This window comes from Streptomyces sp. NBC_01450 (assembly GCF_036227505.1).
Taxonomy (GTDB): Bacteria; Actinomycetota; Actinomycetes; order Streptomycetales; family Streptomycetaceae; genus Streptomyces.
The window spans coordinates 9,120,595-9,137,582 of the sequence record NZ_CP109480.1; the positions used below are offsets into that span (position 1 = coordinate 9,120,595).

The 16,988-nt window shown below is 70.6% G+C and carries 22 protein-coding genes; 13 read left to right on the plus strand and 9 right to left on the minus strand.

Annotated features, from left to right (window positions below):
- Positions 1-17 precede the first annotated feature (17 nt).
- On the minus strand, positions 18-485 hold the full coding sequence (locus OG568_RS40525; RefSeq protein WP_266416738.1) for a pyridoxamine 5'-phosphate oxidase family protein: 468 nt from the start codon (positions 483-485) through the stop codon (positions 18-20).
- 154 nt (positions 486-639) lie between these two features.
- Here OG568_RS40525 and OG568_RS40530 point away from each other — a divergent pair, with 154 nt between their 5' ends.
- Complete coding sequence (locus OG568_RS40530; protein ID WP_329535098.1) at positions 640-1,278, plus strand: cysteine hydrolase; 639 nt, start codon at positions 640-642, stop codon at positions 1,276-1,278.
- Between the two features lie 18 nt (positions 1,279-1,296).
- On the opposite strand, the gene OG568_RS40535 is transcribed toward OG568_RS40530, so the two are convergent.
- A complete protein-coding gene (locus tag OG568_RS40535) occupies positions 1,297-1,782 on the minus strand; it encodes a Rieske (2Fe-2S) protein (RefSeq protein WP_329535099.1) in 486 nt (161 codons plus the stop codon).
- A 197-nt stretch (positions 1,783-1,979) separates the two neighbouring features.
- Here OG568_RS40535 and OG568_RS40540 point away from each other — a divergent pair, with 197 nt between their 5' ends.
- The 7 genes from OG568_RS40540 to OG568_RS40570 all read left to right on the plus strand — a co-directional run bounded on the left by OG568_RS40540 (position 1,980) and on the right by OG568_RS40570 (position 8,364).
- The gene (locus tag OG568_RS40540) at positions 1,980-2,744 is read left to right on the plus strand and encodes a HipA family kinase (protein ID WP_329535100.1); all 765 of its coding nucleotides are present in this window, start codon (positions 1,980-1,982) and stop codon (positions 2,742-2,744) included.
- Entirely contained in the window at positions 2,741-3,124 is a 384-nt protein-coding gene (locus OG568_RS40545) for a DUF3037 domain-containing protein (RefSeq protein WP_329535101.1), read from the plus strand. Before OG568_RS40540 ends, OG568_RS40545 begins: the two co-directional genes overlap by 4 nt.
- A gap of 189 nt (positions 3,125-3,313) precedes the next feature.
- Positions 3,314-4,075: a 3-oxoacyl-ACP reductase FabG gene (fabG, locus tag OG568_RS40550; protein WP_329535102.1), complete on the plus strand. Its 762-nt coding sequence runs from the start codon at positions 3,314-3,316 to the stop codon at positions 4,073-4,075.
- Between the two features lie 16 nt (positions 4,076-4,091).
- Positions 4,092-4,853 (plus strand): SDR family oxidoreductase, encoded by a 762-nt coding sequence (locus tag OG568_RS40555; RefSeq protein ID WP_329535103.1) that lies wholly within the window; start codon positions 4,092-4,094, stop codon positions 4,851-4,853.
- Positions 4,854-5,062: 209 nt separating this feature from the next.
- Positions 5,063-6,643: an ABC transporter substrate-binding protein gene (locus OG568_RS40560; RefSeq protein ID WP_329535104.1), complete on the plus strand. Its 1,581-nt coding sequence runs from the start codon at positions 5,063-5,065 to the stop codon at positions 6,641-6,643.
- Between the two features lie 113 nt (positions 6,644-6,756).
- A complete protein-coding gene (locus OG568_RS40565) occupies positions 6,757-7,440 on the plus strand; it encodes a uracil-DNA glycosylase (protein ID WP_266416755.1) in 684 nt (227 codons plus the stop codon).
- Positions 7,441-7,746: 306 nt separating this feature from the next.
- Positions 7,747-8,364 (plus strand): hypothetical protein, encoded by a 618-nt coding sequence (locus OG568_RS40570; RefSeq protein ID WP_329535105.1) that lies wholly within the window; start codon positions 7,747-7,749, stop codon positions 8,362-8,364.
- A 26-nt stretch (positions 8,365-8,390) separates the two neighbouring features.
- Here the strand turns inward: OG568_RS40570 and OG568_RS40575 are convergent, their stop codons facing one another.
- The 3 genes from OG568_RS40575 to OG568_RS40585 form a co-directional block, all read right to left on the minus strand.
- Positions 8,391-8,861 (minus strand): hypothetical protein, encoded by a 471-nt coding sequence (locus OG568_RS40575; protein ID WP_329535106.1) that lies wholly within the window; start codon positions 8,859-8,861, stop codon positions 8,391-8,393.
- Positions 8,862-8,992: 131 nt separating this feature from the next.
- The gene (locus OG568_RS40580; protein WP_329535107.1) at positions 8,993-9,505 is read right to left on the minus strand and encodes a DinB family protein; all 513 of its coding nucleotides are present in this window, start codon (positions 9,503-9,505) and stop codon (positions 8,993-8,995) included.
- A 57-nt stretch (positions 9,506-9,562) separates the two neighbouring features.
- Complete coding sequence (locus OG568_RS40585) at positions 9,563-9,721, minus strand: hypothetical protein (protein ID WP_329535108.1); 159 nt, start codon at positions 9,719-9,721, stop codon at positions 9,563-9,565.
- 72 nt (positions 9,722-9,793) lie between these two features.
- On the opposite strand from OG568_RS40585, the gene OG568_RS40590 reads away from it, so the two are divergent.
- Positions 9,794-10,705: a Gfo/Idh/MocA family protein gene (locus OG568_RS40590; RefSeq protein ID WP_266580869.1), complete on the plus strand. Its 912-nt coding sequence runs from the start codon at positions 9,794-9,796 to the stop codon at positions 10,703-10,705.
- Here OG568_RS40590 and lnt read toward each other — a convergent pair.
- On the minus strand, positions 10,623-12,221 hold the full coding sequence (gene lnt / locus OG568_RS40595) for an apolipoprotein N-acyltransferase (protein ID WP_329535109.1): 1,599 nt from the start codon (positions 12,219-12,221) through the stop codon (positions 10,623-10,625). The two genes, OG568_RS40590 and lnt, sit on opposite strands and share 83 nt — an antisense overlap.
- Before the next feature lie 85 nt (positions 12,222-12,306).
- Positions 12,307-12,792, minus strand: a complete 486-nt coding sequence (locus OG568_RS40600; RefSeq protein WP_266580865.1) for a nuclear transport factor 2 family protein — start codon at positions 12,790-12,792, stop codon at positions 12,307-12,309.
- 150 nt (positions 12,793-12,942) lie between these two features.
- On the opposite strand from OG568_RS40600, the gene OG568_RS40605 reads away from it, so the two are divergent.
- The 3 genes from OG568_RS40605 to OG568_RS40615 all read left to right on the plus strand — a co-directional run bounded on the left by OG568_RS40605 (position 12,943) and on the right by OG568_RS40615 (position 15,340).
- Complete coding sequence (locus tag OG568_RS40605) at positions 12,943-13,644, plus strand: maltokinase N-terminal cap-like domain-containing protein (protein ID WP_329535110.1); 702 nt, start codon at positions 12,943-12,945, stop codon at positions 13,642-13,644.
- A gap of 243 nt (positions 13,645-13,887) precedes the next feature.
- Positions 13,888-14,466, plus strand: coding sequence for a hypothetical protein (locus tag OG568_RS40610; RefSeq protein WP_329535111.1), 579 nt, complete (start codon positions 13,888-13,890; stop codon positions 14,464-14,466).
- Positions 14,467-14,599: 133 nt separating this feature from the next.
- A complete protein-coding gene (locus OG568_RS40615; protein ID WP_329535112.1) occupies positions 14,600-15,340 on the plus strand; it encodes an SDR family NAD(P)-dependent oxidoreductase in 741 nt (246 codons plus the stop codon).
- 63 nt (positions 15,341-15,403) lie between these two features.
- On the opposite strand, the gene OG568_RS40620 is transcribed toward OG568_RS40615, so the two are convergent.
- Both OG568_RS40620 and OG568_RS40625 read right to left on the minus strand, forming a co-directional pair.
- Entirely contained in the window at positions 15,404-15,583 is a 180-nt protein-coding gene (locus tag OG568_RS40620; RefSeq protein ID WP_266416779.1) for a hypothetical protein, read from the minus strand.
- A gap of 298 nt (positions 15,584-15,881) precedes the next feature.
- The gene (locus OG568_RS40625) at positions 15,882-16,166 is read right to left on the minus strand and encodes a winged helix-turn-helix transcriptional regulator (protein ID WP_329535113.1); all 285 of its coding nucleotides are present in this window, start codon (positions 16,164-16,166) and stop codon (positions 15,882-15,884) included.
- A gap of 221 nt (positions 16,167-16,387) precedes the next feature.
- On the opposite strand from OG568_RS40625, the gene OG568_RS40630 reads away from it, so the two are divergent.
- Complete coding sequence (locus tag OG568_RS40630; RefSeq protein WP_329535114.1) at positions 16,388-16,963, plus strand: carboxymuconolactone decarboxylase family protein; 576 nt, start codon at positions 16,388-16,390, stop codon at positions 16,961-16,963.
- Positions 16,964-16,988: the final 25 nt, after the last annotated feature.

Sequence of the window (16,988 nt, forward strand, 5' to 3'; positions counted from 1 at the left end):
GACCGGCCCGTGATGGCCTAGAGCGGCGGCAGCTTGCGGAAGTCCCAGGAGGCGATCGCTGTCGGCGTCAGCCGGGCCCACGCGTGGCGGCCGTCGTGCGGCAGTTCCTCCAGGCCGAAGTTCTTGCGGGCGAACAAGGTCTCGGGGACGTCGAGTTCGGCGCACAGCTCACCGGTGCGGGGGACCTCGCCCACGAACTCCACCGTGCCGGACAGCTCGACACCGCGCAGCTCCCCGTAGTCCTCGCCGGTGTCGATCACCACCGCGACGCGCGGGTCCCGGCGCAGCTCCGTCCAGCGCTTGCTGCGTACCACGGAGTACAGCCACAGCGAGGTGCCGTCCCAGACGAACCAGAGCGCGCTCACGTGCGGGGCGCCGTCCTTCGACACCGTGGCGACGCGACAGGTGCGCTGGGTGGTGAGGAACTCGTCCAGTTCGCCGGGGGTCATCATGATCTTCCGACCCCTGCGCTGAGTGACGGTCATACGGTCACCTCTTCTTTCGTGTCGACCTTGTGCGTCGATCTTCCGCGTCGACAGAGAAATTCTGACGGTTCGTCAGAAAAGCATGGGCCGTCTTCCGTCCGTGCGCAATGCTCGTTACGCTCGCCCGCCCCGGCCCTCGACGACAAGGGGAGTCATGCCTTCGCATGAACAGCTCAGCACACTCCTCGACCCGGACGGCACCGTTCTGCTCACCGTCGAGTGCCAGCAGGGCGTCGTCGGCCCGGACAGCGCGCTGCCCGAACTCGCCAGAGAGGCCCGGTCGTCGGGGGCACTCGCGAACGTCGCCAGGCTGGTGGCAGGCGCCCACGACAGCGGCGTCCAGGTGATCCACGCGATCGCCGAGCGACGGCCCGACGGGCGGGGCGCCAACCGCAACGCCCGCCTGTTCCGCGCGGCCGAACGGCTTCCCGTGCAACAGCTGTCGGGCACCACCGCGGTCCGCGTCGCGGCGCCGATCGAGGTCGCCGAGGAGGACTTCGTCGTACGTCGCCTGCACGGGCTGTCCCCGCTCTCGGGCACCGACGTCGACGCGCTGCTGCGCAACCTGGGCTGTCGCACCCTCGTCGTGACCGGTGTCTCCGCCAACGTGGCCATCCCCAATACCGTGTTCGACGCCGTGAACCGCGGCTATGCCGCCGTGGTGCCCGCGGACGCCATCGCGGGGGTGCCCTCCGACTACACCCCCGCGATGATCCGCAACACACTCGCCCTGGTCGCCACGATCACGGCGACCGACGACGTGCTGGCCTGCCTCAAGCGACCGCGCCGTTGAAGCGCGGGCCCGGCCGGGTCACGCGAGCTTGATCGAGTCCCCGTCCACGGTGATGTTGGCGGCGGCCAGCGGCTGCGTCGCGGGCCCCTTCTTCACACTGCCGTCGGTCGCGGAGAACTGGCTGTTGTGGCACGGGCAGGTGATGACGTTGTCGGCGATGCCCTTCACCGCACAGCCCTGGTGGGTGCACTTGGAGGAGAAGGCCTTGTAGGTGCCCGCGGTCGGCTGGGTGACGACGACGCCCTGGGACTCGAAGACCTTGCCGCCGCCCTCCGGGATGTCGGTGGTCTTCGCGAGGACCGTGCCGCCCGCGTTCCCCGCCGCGGCGTTGTCGCCCCCGCCCGTACCCCCGCTGCTCGCGCTGGAGCCGGAGCTGGTGGAGTCGGAGGACTTGTTGTCCGACCCGCACGCGGTCAGCGCGACGGCGAGTCCCGCCGTGCCGACCGCCGCCACGACGGTGCGGCGGGCCGGGGTCGGAACGGGGTGAAGCGATTCGCTGGTCATGCTGACATTCCCTTCAACGGACGTGATGGTGATCCGTACACAAGTACGGTCCGCCCGTGTGCCCTGTTCAGGAGCTAGGGACTTCTTGACCGAATCGACAGCGGTTCGACAGCCGCGCGGACCGGCTCGGGACTCCGCCGCCGCGGGCGCCCACGGGTCGCGTCCGGTGGCCGTGACCACCCCAGTAGCCTGGGGCGATGCTCAAGGAAGTCATCGTGACCCGCTACATCACGCCGCTGCGTGAGGGCGGCTCGCTGCCCGGGCTCGTCGAGGGCGACGATCTCGGGACGTACGTCATGAAGTTCACCGGCGCGGGGCAGGGGCGCAAGACCCTCGTCGCGGAGGTCGTCTGCGGTGAACTCGCCCGCCGGCTCGGCCTGCGCGTGCCCGGCCTGGTGACACTCGACCTCGACCCGGTGCTGGGGCTCGGGGAGCCGGACCAGGAAGTGCAGGAGCTGCTCAAGTCGAGCGGCGGTCCGAACCTCGGGATGGACTTCCTTCCCGGAGCGATCGGCTTCGACTCCCTCGCCTTCGAGGTGAGCCCGGAGGAGGCCGGGCGGATGGTCTGGTTCGACGCGCTGGTCAACAACGTCGACCGTTCCTGGCGTAACCCCAATCTGCTGATGTGGCACGGCGACCTGTGGCTCATCGACCACGGCGCCACCATGATCTGGCACCACCACTGGCCGGGCGCGGCGAACTCCGCGGCCAAGCCCTACGACGCCTCCGACCACGCGCTCGCGCCGTTCGGCCCGGACATCGCCTCCGCCGCGGCCGAGCTGGGACCGCTGGTGACCGAGGACCTGCTGGCCGAGGTGACCGCGGAGATTCCCGACGCGTGGCTGGCCGATGAACCCGGCTTCGACTCGCCTGACGCCCTCCGGCGTGCCTATGCGCAGCCGCTCCTGGCGCGCGCCGGTGTGATCGAGGGGCGTATCAAGGGCTTCGAGGGGGACAAGTGAGCGAGCGGGACGTCTTCGAGTACGCGTTGCTGCGCGTGGTGCCGCGGGTCGAGCGCGGCGAGTGCTTCAACGCGGGCGTACTGGTGTACTGCCGTGCCAAGTCCTTCGTCGGGGTGCGCACCCATCTGGACGAGACCAAGCTGCTGGCCCTGGACCCGGAGGCCGACACGGCCGGCGTACGGGCCGCGCTGCGGGCGGTCGAAGGAGTCTGCACGGGTGGCAAAGCGGCAGGTCAGGCCGCCGGTGACGACGCCGGGCGGCGTTTTCGCTGGCTGATCGCGCCCCGCTCGACGGTGGTGCAGCCGGGACCCGTGCACACCGGACTCACCGCCGATCCGGAGGCGGAGACGGAGCGGTTGCTCCAGTTGCTGGTCAGGTAATGGATCACACCCGCGCCGTGTGCCGTTGACACCGGGTGCCAGGGCTTCTAGCGTCACGTCTACTGAAGGTACTAAGCGGTCGCTCACCGGACGGGCGTACCGTGTGAGCCGCAAGACATGCCACCGCAAGACATGCCACCGCAGGGCATTTCATGCCGCAGGGCTTTTCAAGGGCGAGGAGAACCAGCAATGTCCACCACTGAGCAGCGCGTAGCCGTAGTCACCGGTGCCGCGCGCGGCATCGGCGCCGCGACCGCCGTACGACTGGCCGCCGAGGGCCGCGCCGTCGCGGTGATCGACCTCGACGAGGCCGCGTGCAAGGACACCGTCGAGAAGATCACCGCCGCCGGTGGCAAGGCCATCGCGGTCGGCTGCGACGTCTCCGACGAGGCCCAGGTCGAGGCCGCGGTCGCGCGGATCGCCGAGGAGCTCGGTGCGCCGAACATCCTGGTGAACAACGCGGGCGTGCTCCGCGACAACCTGCTGTTCAAGATGGCCGCGTCCGACTGGGACACGGTCATGAACGTGCACCTGCGCGGCGCCTTCCTGATGGCCAAGGCCTGCCAGAAGTACATGGTGGACGCCAAGTTCGGCCGGATCGTCAACCTGTCGTCGTCCTCGGCGCTCGGCAACCGCGGCCAGGCCAACTACTCCGCCGCCAAGGCCGGTCTCCAGGGCCTCACCAAGACCCTCGCCATCGAGCTCGGCAAGTTCGGCGTCACCGCCAACGCCGTCGCCCCCGGCTTCATCGCCACCGACATGACGGCGGCCACCGCCGAGCGCGTCGGCATGGGCTTCGAGGACTTCCAGGCCGCGGCCGCCACCCAGATCCCCGTGCAGCGCGTCGGCAACCCCGACGACATCGCCAACGCGATCGCCTTCTTCACCGGCGAGGCCGCCGGATTCGTCTCCGGCCAGGTCCTGTACGTGGCCGGCGGACCGCTCAACTGACGCCGGAGGGCACGACATGACCACACTCCCCGAACTCTCCGGCAAGGTCGCGCTCATCACGGGCGCCAGCCGCGGCATCGGCTACGGCATCGCGGAGGCACTCGTCGCGCGCGGTGACCGCGTGTGCATCACGGGCCGCAACGAGGACGCCCTCAAGGAGGCCGTCGAGGCACTCGGTGCCGACCGGGTCATCGGCGTCGCCGGCAAGGCGCACGACCTGGCCCACCAGGCCACGGTCGTCGAGCGCACCATGGAGGCCTTCGGCCGCGTCGACTACCTGGTCAACAACGCCGGTACGAACCCCGTGTTCGGCCCGATGGCCGACCTGGACCTGGACGTGGCACGCAAGGTCTTCGAGACCAACGTCATCTCGGCGCTCGGCTTCGCCCAGCTGACCTGGAAGGCCTGGCAGAGCGAGAACGGCGGCGCGATCGTCAACATAGCGTCCGTCGCGGGCATCGCCCCCTCGCCCTTCATCGGCGCGTACGGCATCAGCAAGGCCGCCATGATCAACCTGACCGTGCAGCTGGCGCACGAGTTCGCGCCCAAGGTACGGGTCAACGCGATCGCGCCCGCCGTGGTCAAGACCAAGTTCGCGCAGGCCCTGTACGAGGGCCGGGAGGCGGAGGCGGCCGCGTCCTACCCGCTCGGCCGGCTCGGCATGCCCTCCGACATCGGGGGCGCCGCCGCCTTCCTCACCTCGACGCAGTCGGACTGGATCACCGGTCAGACGCTCGTCGTCGACGGCGGCATATTCCTGAACGCCGGAGTGGGCTGACCGGAGCCCCGAGACGGGACGAACGGAGCATCGACGCGGGCGCTGATGGACGAAATCGGCGCCCGCGTCGACGTATGAAGACGGACAGCCCGATGACAACCTTGTCACAAACGCGCTGATCAAGTGCCGTGCAGGGAACGCGGGTTCACCGGTCGGGCGCTGCGGTATGGTCTGCCGACCCTTGGTACGGCAGATCGAGGAGCGTGCGCGTGTTCAACCGCAACCAATGTCTGCGGCAGCTGGCGGCGGTCACGTCCGTCACCCTGGTGGCCGGGTGCGGCGTCCTCTCCTCGGCGTCCTCCGACGACAAGGGACCGATCGTCGTGGGCACCACCAGTGCCCCGAGCACGCTGGATCCGGCCGCCTCCTGGGATGGCTCGTGGGAGCTGTTCCGCAACATCTACCAGACGCTGCTGAGCTACCCCACCGGGACGACCACGCCCGAGCCCGACGCCGCCCAGAGCTGTGCGTTCACCGACAGGACGAACCTGGTGTACCGCTGCAAACTGCGCGCCGGGATGCAGTTCTCCGACGGCGACTCGTTGGACGCCCGGGCCGTCAAGTACTCGATCGACCGGATCAAGAAGATCAACCTGCCCAGCGGTCCCGCCGGCCTCCTCGGCAGCCTCGACCGGATCCAGGTACGGGGCGAGCGCGAGCTCCTCTTCCACCTGAACAAGCCGGACGCGACGTTCCCGTTCGTCCTCGCCACGCCGGCCATGTCGATCGTGGACCCCGACGACTACCCCGCCCACTCGCTGCGCAAGGACGGCAAGGTCAGCGGGTCCGGCCCGTACAGCCTGCGCTCCTACGAGGACGGCAAGCAGGCCGAACTCGTCAGGAACGACCACTACAAGGGCTTCGCCGAGCTCAAGAACGACGCGGTCACCATCCGCTACTTCCAGGACTCGGGGCAGATGGTCGACGCCCTCAAGGACAAGGAGATCGACGTCACATACCGCGGACTGGCCTCCAAGGACATCGTCTCGCTCAGGAGCAGGGGAGCGGACGACGGCCTTCAGCTCGTCGAGGGCGCGGGCATGGAGATCAGCTACCTGGTGTTCAACCCGAAGGATCCCTGGGCCGGCAAGCTCGCGGTCCGCAAGGCGGTCGCCCAGGTCATCGACCGTGCGGCGATCGCGCACAAGGTCTACAAGGACACCGTCGACCCGCTGTACTCCATGGTCCCCGCGGGCCTGACCGGTCACACCACGGGCTTTTTCGACGACTACGGGGACCCCAGTTCGTCCAAGGCCCGGCAGATCCTCCTGGAGGCGGGCATCACCGAGCGCGTCCCCCTCACCCTCTGGTACACCACGGATCGCTACGGATCCGAGACCGCCCCGGAGTTCCAGGAGATCAAGAGGCAGCTCGAGGACACCGGTCTGTTCCGTGTGTCCCTCAACGGACGTCCCTGGAAGACGTACGAAGAGGGCTACCGCAAGGGCGAGTACCCGGTGTTCGGGCGCGGCTGGTTCCCGGACTTCCCGGACGCCGACAACTTCATCGCCCCCTTCGTGGGCCGGCAGAACGCGCTCGGTACGCCCTATCCGGCGCCCCGGATCACCGACACCCTGCTGCCCGCCTCGCGCCGCGAGAGCGACCGTGGAGCGGTGGTCAAGGAGTTCGAGGCGGCCCAGCAGATCCTCGTCGACGACGCTCGGCTGCTGCCGCTGTGGCAGGGCAAGCAGTTCGTGGCGGCGAGCGAGGACATCTCGGGCGGGGAACAGGCCCTGGACCCCTCGACGATCATGATGATGTGGGAGCTGTACCGCAAGACCAGCTGGTAGGTCACCGGCCGGTCCTGGCGGGTAGCGTGGTCATACGGGGTGCGGGGCCGATTGTCAGTGGTCGCCTGTAGGTTCTGAGACCTGGAAGTGACCGCACATCGGAGGAACTTGACGTGACCGACACCGCCATGCTGCCCGAGTCCTGGCGCGGCGTCCTGGGTGACGAACTGCAGCAGCCCTACTTCAAGGAACTCACCGAGTTCGTGGAGGAGGAGCGCGCCAAGGGTCCCGTCTACCCTCCGCGCGAGGAGGTCTTCGCGGCGCTGGAGGCGACTCCCTACGAGCGGGTGAAGGTGCTGATCCTCGGCCAGGACCCGTACCACGGCGAGGGCCAGGGCCACGGCCTGTGCTTCTCGGTCCGCCCGGGGGTGAAGACCCCGCCCTCGCTCCGCAACATCTACAAGGAGATGAAGGAGGAGCTGGGCACCCCGATCCCGGACAACGGCTATCTGATGCCGTGGGCCGAGCAGGGCGTTCTGCTGCTCAACGCGGTGCTGACCGTGCGCTCCGGTGAGGCGAACTCGCACAAGGGCAAGGGCTGGGAGAAGTTCACGGACGCGGTGATCCGTGCCGTGGCCGACCGGCCCGACCCGGCGGTCTTCGTCCTGTGGGGGAACTACGCGCAGAAGAAGCTCCCGCTCATCGACGAGAAGCGGCACATCGTGGTCAAGGGCGCGCACCCCTCGCCGCTGTCCGCCAAGAAGTTCTTCGGCTCCCGCCCCTTCACGCAGATCAACGAGGCGGTCGCGGGACAGGGCCACGAGCCGATCGACTGGCGGATTCCGAACCTGGGCTGATCCGGGGCGCCCGACGGCGTGGCGGACGCGTGAGCGGATCCCGTGGTCCAGGCGTGAGCCGAAGGCGGGACCTGGGCCGGGAGGGGAGCTCGGGTCCCGCTGTCACCGCGCCGCTCGGTGGCGTACGGGGGCGCCTGAGCCCGATGGTCAGTGCGCCCGGCCAGGGCCTGTCCGGGCGGATGCAGGTCGCGGGAAACGGGGGGCGCCTCAACGCCGCGGATGGGCGTGCCAAGGCCCGCGCCTGCGGCGTGATCCGCCGGACAGGCCCTAGCGTCGGAAGGGACAGCGACGAGCCTGGAGGACGCGGTGGCGGAGCAACAGGAGCAGGCGGCGCCGGATGCCATGATGACCCGGATCGGGCAGGTCGTCATGCTGCACCACGGCGGCGACCGCGAAGAGGCTCGGGGGCGTTTCCTGGACCTGTGGGGGGAGATCGGCGAGGACGGCGACCCCCTGCACCGCTGCACCCTGGCGCACTACCTGGCGGACACGCAGGACGACCCCGCGGACGAACTGGCCTGGGATCTCAGGGCGTTGTCGGCAGCCGAGGAACTCACCGACGGCGTGGGCGTCGAGCCCCACCAGTCGCTCGCGGCACGCGCGTTCTATCCGTCGCTGCATCTGAACCTGGCGGCCGACTATGTGAAACTCGGCCGCTCCGAAGCCGCCCGCAGCCATCTGCGCCGGGCGCGGGGCGCGGTCGGTGCCCTCGGGGACGACCGTTACGGCGACGGTGTAAGGGCGGCGATCGGCCGACTGGAGCTGAGACTCGACGGGGACGGGCCGTCGGACGGGGCATCGGGGGAGGGCCCCGGCACCGTCGAGGGGCCCGGTCCTTTCGGCGGGCCTGGTTCCTTCGGTGGGCCCGGTTCCCATGGGGGGCCGGGAGGGGAGACCCTGGGGCCGCCGAGACAGCGACCCTAGGCCGCGTCGCCCGGGTGCCGGCGGCGTCAATTCCCGTACGTCCCCTTGCAGATGACCGCTTCCGGGCTGTCCGCCTTCCAGCCCCCGTACTTCCGGCCGAGGGCGCACACGTTCGTGTTGTTCGGCAGGCCCTGTGGGGCGGGCGGAACTGCGGTACGGGGTGCGGGCGGGTGGGGCTCCGGGTGTGGGTGCGGGGCGGCGTCGTGCTGGTGGCGTGCGGCGGGTGCCTGGGGGGCGGTGGGCGCCGGGACGGGCGTACGGTGCGGCGCCGGAGCGCTCGGTGACGGCTTCCTGGACGGCCCGATGAGTTCCAGCGCCTCGCGCGCCGGCGCCTGCACGACCTGCGGGCCGGTCCTGCCATCAGGATGTGGCGGCGAAGGCCGGGACGGCGCGGTCGGCAGGGTGGGAGCGGGCGGTCGCTGGACGGTCACACAGCCGGAGAGGGCGGCGGTGGCCACGGTTGCCAGGAGCGTTGCGGCGGTCGTCGTTCGATGCACCCGCTCAACTCTGCTGCGTTCGGCTCGCTTTGGGGAGCGGACAAGCGGAGGTTGCCCCACACGGGTGATGCTTCCGCCCCTCCGGAGGGCGCCGCTGTCCGCAAGGTGACCCGAAGCCGAGTCACGCTGCCTCACTCACCCGTGGCGCCGTCGATCCGCTCCCGGATGAGATCCGCGTGACCGTTGTGACGCGCGTACTCCTCGATCATGTGGGTGTAGATCCACCGCACGTTGATGGGGTCCTCGGTGAACTTGCTCTCGCCCTCGCAGACATCGTCCAGCGCGAAACGAGCCGCGTTGCGCCGGGCGATCCCGATCTCGGCCTGCCAGGTGGCGTACGCCTCGTCCCAGGTGTCCGCGTCGGTGAGATGGAACTCGCCGTCCCGGTCCTCGTCGCTGTAGTAGATCGGCCCCGGATCGTCGCCCACCAGGACCTTGCGGAACCAGCCCCGCTCCACCTCCGCCATGTGCCGCACCAGACCGAGCAGGGACAGCTCGGACGGCTGGACCGAGGCGGTCTTGAGCTGGGCGTCGTCGAGACCCGCGCATTTCATCTCGAGTGTTTCGCGGTGGTGGTCGAGCCAGCCCTCCAGCATGGACCGTTCGTCGGCGTCGGTGGCGGGTTCGGTGCGCTGCTTCGTCATGCCCGTAGTTTCGTCGAGCGCGCGGACGTTCACCAGGGCTCTCCTGAGGACGCGGAGTCAGTCGCGCAGCATTCCGGTCAGCAACTCCCGTAATCCGTCCCGCAGTTCGTCGACGCGGCGCACGCCGTGCCGTCGACCCTCGGGCAGGGCGGGCCGCGGGCCCCGTACGACCCGAATCGACCGGGAGGCCGTCCAGGTCGCCCGGTGCACCGGCATCGTCGGTTGCCGGCCGCCGCAGCGGCCGTATGCTTCCGGCGAGGCCCGCGTCGGCAACTGAAGGAGACCCTGGTGAAGGTCGGCTGCATCGGACTCGGCGACATCGCGCAGAAGGCGTACCTGCCGGTGCTCGGCGTCCAGCCGGGCGTCGAGCTGCATCTGCAGACGCGGACGCCCGCGACGCTCGCCCGGGTCGGCGACAGCCTCCGCCTACCGCAGGAACAGCGGCACACCGACCTGTCGGAGCTGCTGGCGCAGAACCTCGACGCGGCGTTCGTGCACGCGGCCACCGTCGCGCACCCCGAGATCGTCACGCGGCTCCTGGAGGCGGGCGTGCCGACGTTCGTCGACAAGCCACTCGCGTACGAGCTCGCCGACTCCGAACGTCTGGTGCGGCTCGCGGAGGAGCGCGACGTCAGCCTCGCCGTCGGCTTCAACCGGCGTTACGCGCCCGGGTACACGCAGTGCGCCGAGCACCCCCGCGAGCTGATCGTGATGCAGAAGAACCGCATAGGGCTGCCCGAGGACGTGCGCACGATGGTCCTCGACGACTTCATCCACGTCGTGGACACGCTGCGGTTCCTGGTGCCGGGGCCGATCGACGACGTGACCGTACGGGCCCGGGTCGACGGCGGCCTGGTGCACCACGTCGTGCTGCAGCTCGCCGGGGACGGCTTCACGGCGCTCGGCGTGATGAACCGGATGAGCGGCTCGGCGGAGGAGATCCTCGAGGTCTCGGGGCAGGACACCAAGCGTCAGGTGGTCAACCTCGCCGAGGTGATCGACCACAAGGGGCAGCCGTCCGTGCGGCGGCGCGGGGACTGGGTGCCGGTGGCCCGGCAGCGCGGGATCGAGCAGGGCGTGCTCGCCTTCCTCGACGCCGCGCGCGCGGGCAAGGTACTCAGCGCCCGTGACGCGCTGGCGACTCATGAGCTGTGCGAGCGGGTGGTACGAGCGGTTCAGGAGCGGTCCGCCGGGGCCTGAACGCCCGGAAGCCCTCCGTCGCGCACAGCGCCGCCAGGATGAGCAGCGCCGCGTGCACCGGCCAGTCGCCGAACCGGACGTACGGGGTGACGCCCCGCGCCAGCGGTACGTCGTACACCGCCGCCGTGCTCGCGTCCGTACCGAGCCAGGAACCGATCCGCTCGCCGCCCGGGCCGTACACGGCGGAGACTCCCGTCAGTGTCGCGTGCACCATCGGGCGGCCGGTCTCGGCGGCCCGCAGTGCGGCGAGCGAGGCGTGCTGCTCGGGTGCCCAGCTGTGCTGGAAGGTCGAGGTCGAGGACTGCGCGAGCAGCACCTCGGCGCCGTCCTGGGCGAGATGGCGGCTCATGTCGGGGAACGCCGTCTCGAAGCAGATCAGCGGGCCGACGCGCAGTCCGTGCCCGGCGTTCATCACGACCTGCTCGGTGCCCCTCCTGCGGTCCTCGCCCGCCGCCTTCCCGACCGAGGTCGCCCAGCCGAGGAGTGAACGCGCGGGTACGTACTCGCCGAAGGGGACGAGCCGCATCTTGTCGTAGCGGTCGCCGGTCGGGCCCTGCGGTCCCACCAGGACCGAACTCTTGTAGATCCCCGGGTGGTCGGAGCGGTGCGCGTCGACGTTCACCATGATGTCGGCGTCGGTCAGCCGGGACAGCGCGGCGAGCCGGTTCGCCAGGTCGGGACGGTTCGCGAGGTCGAAACCGACGCTGCTCTCGCCCCAGACCACGAGGTCGGGATCCTGTCCGGCGAGGGTGCGGGTGAGGGCCTCCTCGCGGGAGAAACGCGCCTCGGCACTGTTCGCGCCGCCGATCACCCCGGGCTGCACGACGGCGATCCGGACCTGGCCCGTCACGTCCGGGCGCGGCGACCACACCCAGGTCGCCGAGGTCGCGGCGGCCGTCGCGACCAGTCCGGCGACGGCGGGCATACGGGACTCACGCACCGCGACCAGTACGGCGACCGCCACGTTGACGGCGACCACCAGGAAGCTGAGCAGCCACACCCCGCCGACGGACGCGAGCCGCAGCGCGGGTTCCACCTGCCACTGGCTCGACCCGAGCAGCCCCCAGGGCCCGCCGAGGCCCTGCCAGGACCGGACGAGTTCGACCATCAGCCACCCCGACGGCAGCACGAGGAGCGCGGCCCCGACCCGCCCGGCCGACGGCACTCCGCCGAGGAACCGCCGTACGAGCCAGCCCCAGGGCGCCCACAGCGCGCCGAGCAGTGCCGCTATGACGACCGTGAACACATTCAGACTCGGCAGCAGCCAGTGGTGCACGGCCAGCATGAAACCCAGCCCGCCGAGCCAGCCGTCGTACGCGGCCCGCCTGCCCGTCGGGGCCGAGCGGGCCAGCAGGATCCAGGGCACGAGGGCGACGTACGCGAACCACCACCACGAAGGGGCGGGGAAGGCGAGCATCGGCAGTGCGCCGGCCAGCGCGGCGACGATCGCGCGCCGCCACGGGGAGGCGAGCCAAAGACCGGTCCCACTGCCGAGCCAACGCTCGGGCCACTTCATACAGGGCCTCCCTCCCCGGGGGATGCCTCCAGTGTGCGCGTCGCGGACGATCTCCGACAGGGGGCGTCCGGTCAGGGCTTTCCGGTCAGGTGGCGGCGGGTTCCTGGCGTGGCTGCGGGGTGCGGCGCCACTTCTCCTGGACGACGACCTCGCGCAGGCGCCAGCCGAGGTGCGTACGCAGCAGACCGAAGGCGTACCGGCCGCCGCACACGAAATCGGGCGCGGTGGACCCACCGTCGTGGCCCGCGAACCGCATCGGATTGATGTAGTCCGCCTGGACCTGGGCCGTGTCGTCCGTGTCATGGTCCAGCACCCCGAACCGCAGCCGCCGGTTCACGATCAGATGCTGCCGCATGGGGAAGAGCTCCATGCTCTGTGCGAGCCATCCCGCGACCTCGTCGGCGCCGCCCTCGATACCGCCGGCCGAGCGGTAGTCGGCGCGTCCGTTCGGTGCGAACAGCCTCCGGTACGCCTCCCAGTCGCCGTCGTCGACCGCCACCGCGTATGCGGTGACGAGTTCGTCCACGGCGAACCGGTCCATCACGGTCGCGAGCTCCACACGCTGCGTCATCGGCTCAGTGTTGGCCACGGGACGTGCGCAGCCAAGGGGCGCGCCCCAATTGGCGTGCACCAATCGTGCACCAATATCGGTGGCCACGTATCGGTGGCCACGCCGGGTCGTGTCGCGGAACCTCATACCGACGGACGACGTTCATGAGGCATGGCTGTCATCTACAAGACCACACTGACGCCCAGCAAGCTGGAGCTCCTTGCCGCCTGGCTTCCCAAGCAGCCCTGGTACATCGGTACGGCGAGCGAGCCGCGGCTGGCCAAGGCCGGCGGGTTCCGGCTCGATGATCCGCAAGGAGAGGTGGGCATCGAGTTCATGGTGGTCACGGACACGTCCGGCGAGCGACCGCGTTCGTACCACGTGCCGCTCAGCTACCGCGGGGCGCCGCTCGACGGAGCCGATCGGGGGCTCATCGGCACGTCCGAGCACGGGGTGTTGGGAAGGCGGTGGGTGTACGACGGGACCCATGACCCGGTCCTCGTCGCTCAACTGCTCGCTCTCCTCCAGGGTCGCACCGTGCCGCAGGCTCAGAGCGCGACCGACACCCCCGACCCCTTCGTCACGAGCCACTTCACCGGGGTCGGCTTCTCGACCGTGGTCGCGTCGACGGTCGTCGACGACGGGCAGCATGGCACCGCCATCGTGGTGGAGACCGAGGAGGAAGCCGGGCCACGCGGTCCGTCGGCCGGAGGCGTGACCATCGACGTGGTGCGTGTTCTTCGGCCCGACCCGCGGGATGCCCGTGGCGATGCGGCCCGGGAAGCCCGAGGGCATGTCGTCGCCGAGTGGCGCTCGGACAACGGCGACCGGAGCCGCGGCCCGTTCGCCGTCCTGCGCGACACGGTGCGTTGATCGGACCACGGCGCCGGACGTGATCCCGGACGAAGGCCTCTGCTCCATCGGCCGGGGCAGCCGGGGCAGCCGCCGCAGCCGGAGCTGCCGGTGGAGCGCGATGATCGCCGACTCGCCCACGCAACTGCCAACGGGTGGTCAAGACCGTGCCTCCTGAAGCCGTCGCGTCTTGACCCGGTGTTCCGCCCGGAGTTGGATCTTGCCTGCCCGTGCGGGTGTCCGGGCGGTGAGGGGGGTACGACGGTGGCTGGTGACGCCCGCGACGGGCTGATACGCGTGGTGTATCTGGAGCGGATGTCCGCGCTGATGATGGCCGCGGGTGCGGTGCTGTCCGAAGCGGCGCTGCTTGCCCTGGTCGGCACGGCTCACCAACGCGAGGAGCTGATCGTGGGATCGGTCGCGATCGTCTTCGTGTCCCTGGTGGTGCTGCCGATGTGTCTTCGTCTCCCCGCCCGGCTGCGCCGCACGTACGAGGATGCCGCGCCGATCGAGAGCGTCGCCGAACCGCTCGACGGGCAGGACGCGGTGCGGCGGCTGTCGCTGCGGCGCATGGCGGGCTTCGTGGGTGTCTTGGCCTGCTGGTTGCTGTTCATCGGCGTGACGTCCCGTCAGGTGATGCCGCCGATCATGCTGGTCGTCATGGCCGTGGCCCAGTGGGCGCGGTCCCGGGCGACCGCGGGCTGGGAGCGCGCGAACGGGGCCGTGCTGTGGCAGGGCGTCCCCGGGCTGCGGCGAGCCCGAGGTCGTGTGTTCCGCGTGCCGTCCGGCGCTGCGGACCCCGTCGCTCGGTCCCGCAACTCTCCAGATGCCCAAGGCGGTTGAGGCAGGAGCGGACGCGGGTGCAGTGGGGCTCCGGCACCCCCTGCCCGGCGGTGTGTCCTCGATCGTAGAGTGATCGAGGACGAGTACGGCTCGATGCCGGCCCGGGTTGCCCGTTCCCCATCAGGAGGCACGTATGACACGCCATGTCACGGTCGTCACGGGCGGCAGCCGGGGGATCGGTGCCGCGACCTGTGCGCGTCTCGCGGCGGACGGGCACGACGTGGTGGTGGGGTACGTGCGCGACGGCGCCGCCGCGGAGTGGACCGCGAGAGCCGTCCGTGCGGCGGGGGCGCGCTGTGTCACGGTCCAGGTGGACACCTCCGACGTGGACGACGTCGAGCGGCTCTTCGACACGGCGGCGGACCGGCTCGGGCCGGTGACGGGGCTGGTGAACAACGCCGGTGTGACCGGTCCGCTCGGCCGGCTCGCGGACACCGACCCCGCGGTTCTACGGCGCGTGGTGGACGTCAACCTGCTGGGCACGCTGCTGTGTTCGCGTCGGGCCGCCCGGTCCATGGCGGCCTGGGGGAGCGGCGTCATCGTCAATGTGTCCTCGGCGGCGGCGACACTCGGCAGCCCCGGTGACTTCGTCCACTACGCGGCGACCAAGGCCGCCGTCGACGCCCTGACGGTGGGTCTCGCCAAGGAACTCGGCCCGGACGGCATCCGCGTCAACGCGGTCGCACCCGGCATGATCGCCACGGAGATGCACGCCACCAGCGGAGATCCGGGCCGCGCCGAGCGCGCCGCCTCGTCGATTCCGCTGCGCCGCGTCGGTCAGGCCGAGGAAGTCGCCGCGGCCATCGCGTGGTTGATGTCGCCCGACGCGTCGTACACGACGGGGACGGTGTTGCGCGTGTCCGGGGGACGGTGAGCCCCGGCAGAGAGGCCGGTCATCGACCCTTGGACTTCGCGCGGGTCCCCATGCCCCCCGGTCTCACGCGGCCTCGACGACCTCTCCGCGTATCGCTTCCGCCCACTTCACGACCAGCAGCTCGTACTCCGCGCGCTCCTGGGCGGAGAGGGAGCCGCCCGCGCGCATCCACAAGGCGCGGATCTGCTCGTTGAGCACGGCAGCGGACCGCACGGAACCAGAGGACATTAAATCGGGGGACATGCGGACCAGCCTAGGGGCAAGGACTGACACAGCGCTACCGGGTGGCTACTCGACCCGTATGCGGTTCGTCACGGCCGACGCGGAGCGACGCGAACGGGCTCAGTCGATCCCTACGACGACGCACTGGCCCCGGAGCTGAGCGGTGACGTACGCGTCTGTCAATCCCCGGTCGGTGTCCACCGCGCCGAGTGCTCCGGAGTGACTCGGGCGAACTGCCTGGGTCAGGGCCGTGCGCTGGAGTATGGGCAGGCCGGCGGTGTACTGCCGCCCGGGTTTCGCCGAGGCGGCCGGGATCGGCTCACCGCCGCTCGGCCCAGGCGTGGGACCAGTCGAGCAGCGGCTCCATCGCGGTGACCAGGTCGTCTCCGAGCGCGGTGAGGTGCCATGCCGGCTGCGTCGCCGTCGCTGTCGACGTGGCGATGCCCGCCTCGCGGAGTTCCGTGAGGCGCGTGGACAGGACGCTGGACGACATGCCGTCGCAGCGGCGCTGGAGGTCCCGGAAGCCGATCGGGGCACCGTTGACGTGGAGTTCCCAGATGACCCGCAGTGCCCAGCGCCGGCCGAGCAGATCCAGCGCCGCCATGACGGGACGACCGGTGGCCGAGCCGCGCACAGGGCGGCCGGGACCGGGGACGGAGGCGCCCGTGCCCTCGTAAGGGCCGCCGGGCCCGGGGGCGCCCCGCGTCGCAGTACCGGAAGCCGCATCGTTCGGCGCAGGTGTCGTGCCCAAGTGCGTACCTCTCGCAGGGAGCCGTTCACCTCTCACCCTTGCGCTTCGATTTCAGAAGCGCAAGGCTGCGAGCCATGAAGCAGCGCATCGACGGCGTCACGCCGCCCTACGAGCCAGAGACCGACCGCGCGTTACGCCGGTGGATGCCGCCCGGTGTCACCCGTGAACCTCTGATGCTGTTCAAGGTGCTGGAGTGCCACCCGGACCTCGCCTCACGCATGCGGGCACTGGGCGCGGGTCTCCTCGTCCACGGCCGGCTGAGCGACGCCGACCGGGAACTCGTCATCGCCCGCGTCACGGCCCGCTCCGGATGCGCGTACGAGTGGGGCGTCCACATGGCGACGTACGCCGAGACGGCCGGACTCACCCCGCGCCAGGTGGCGCTCACGGCGACCGGCGAACCCGGCGATCCGGCCTGGTCCGTCCGGCAGGCCGCGCTGCTCCGCGCCGTCGACGAACTGCACGACACGGCCCACGTGAGCGACGCGGCGTGGAGCGCACTGCGGGAGCACCTCGACGAGCCCGAAGTCCTGGAGCTCCTGGTCCTAGCGGGCTGGTACCGCACGATCGCGTACGTCGCGAACGGTGCGCGGATCGAGCAGGAACCCTGGGCGCTCGCCCTGCCCGGGACGGACCGCCCGGGCGCCTGAGAGGGCCTCCGAGGGGCCCCTCAGG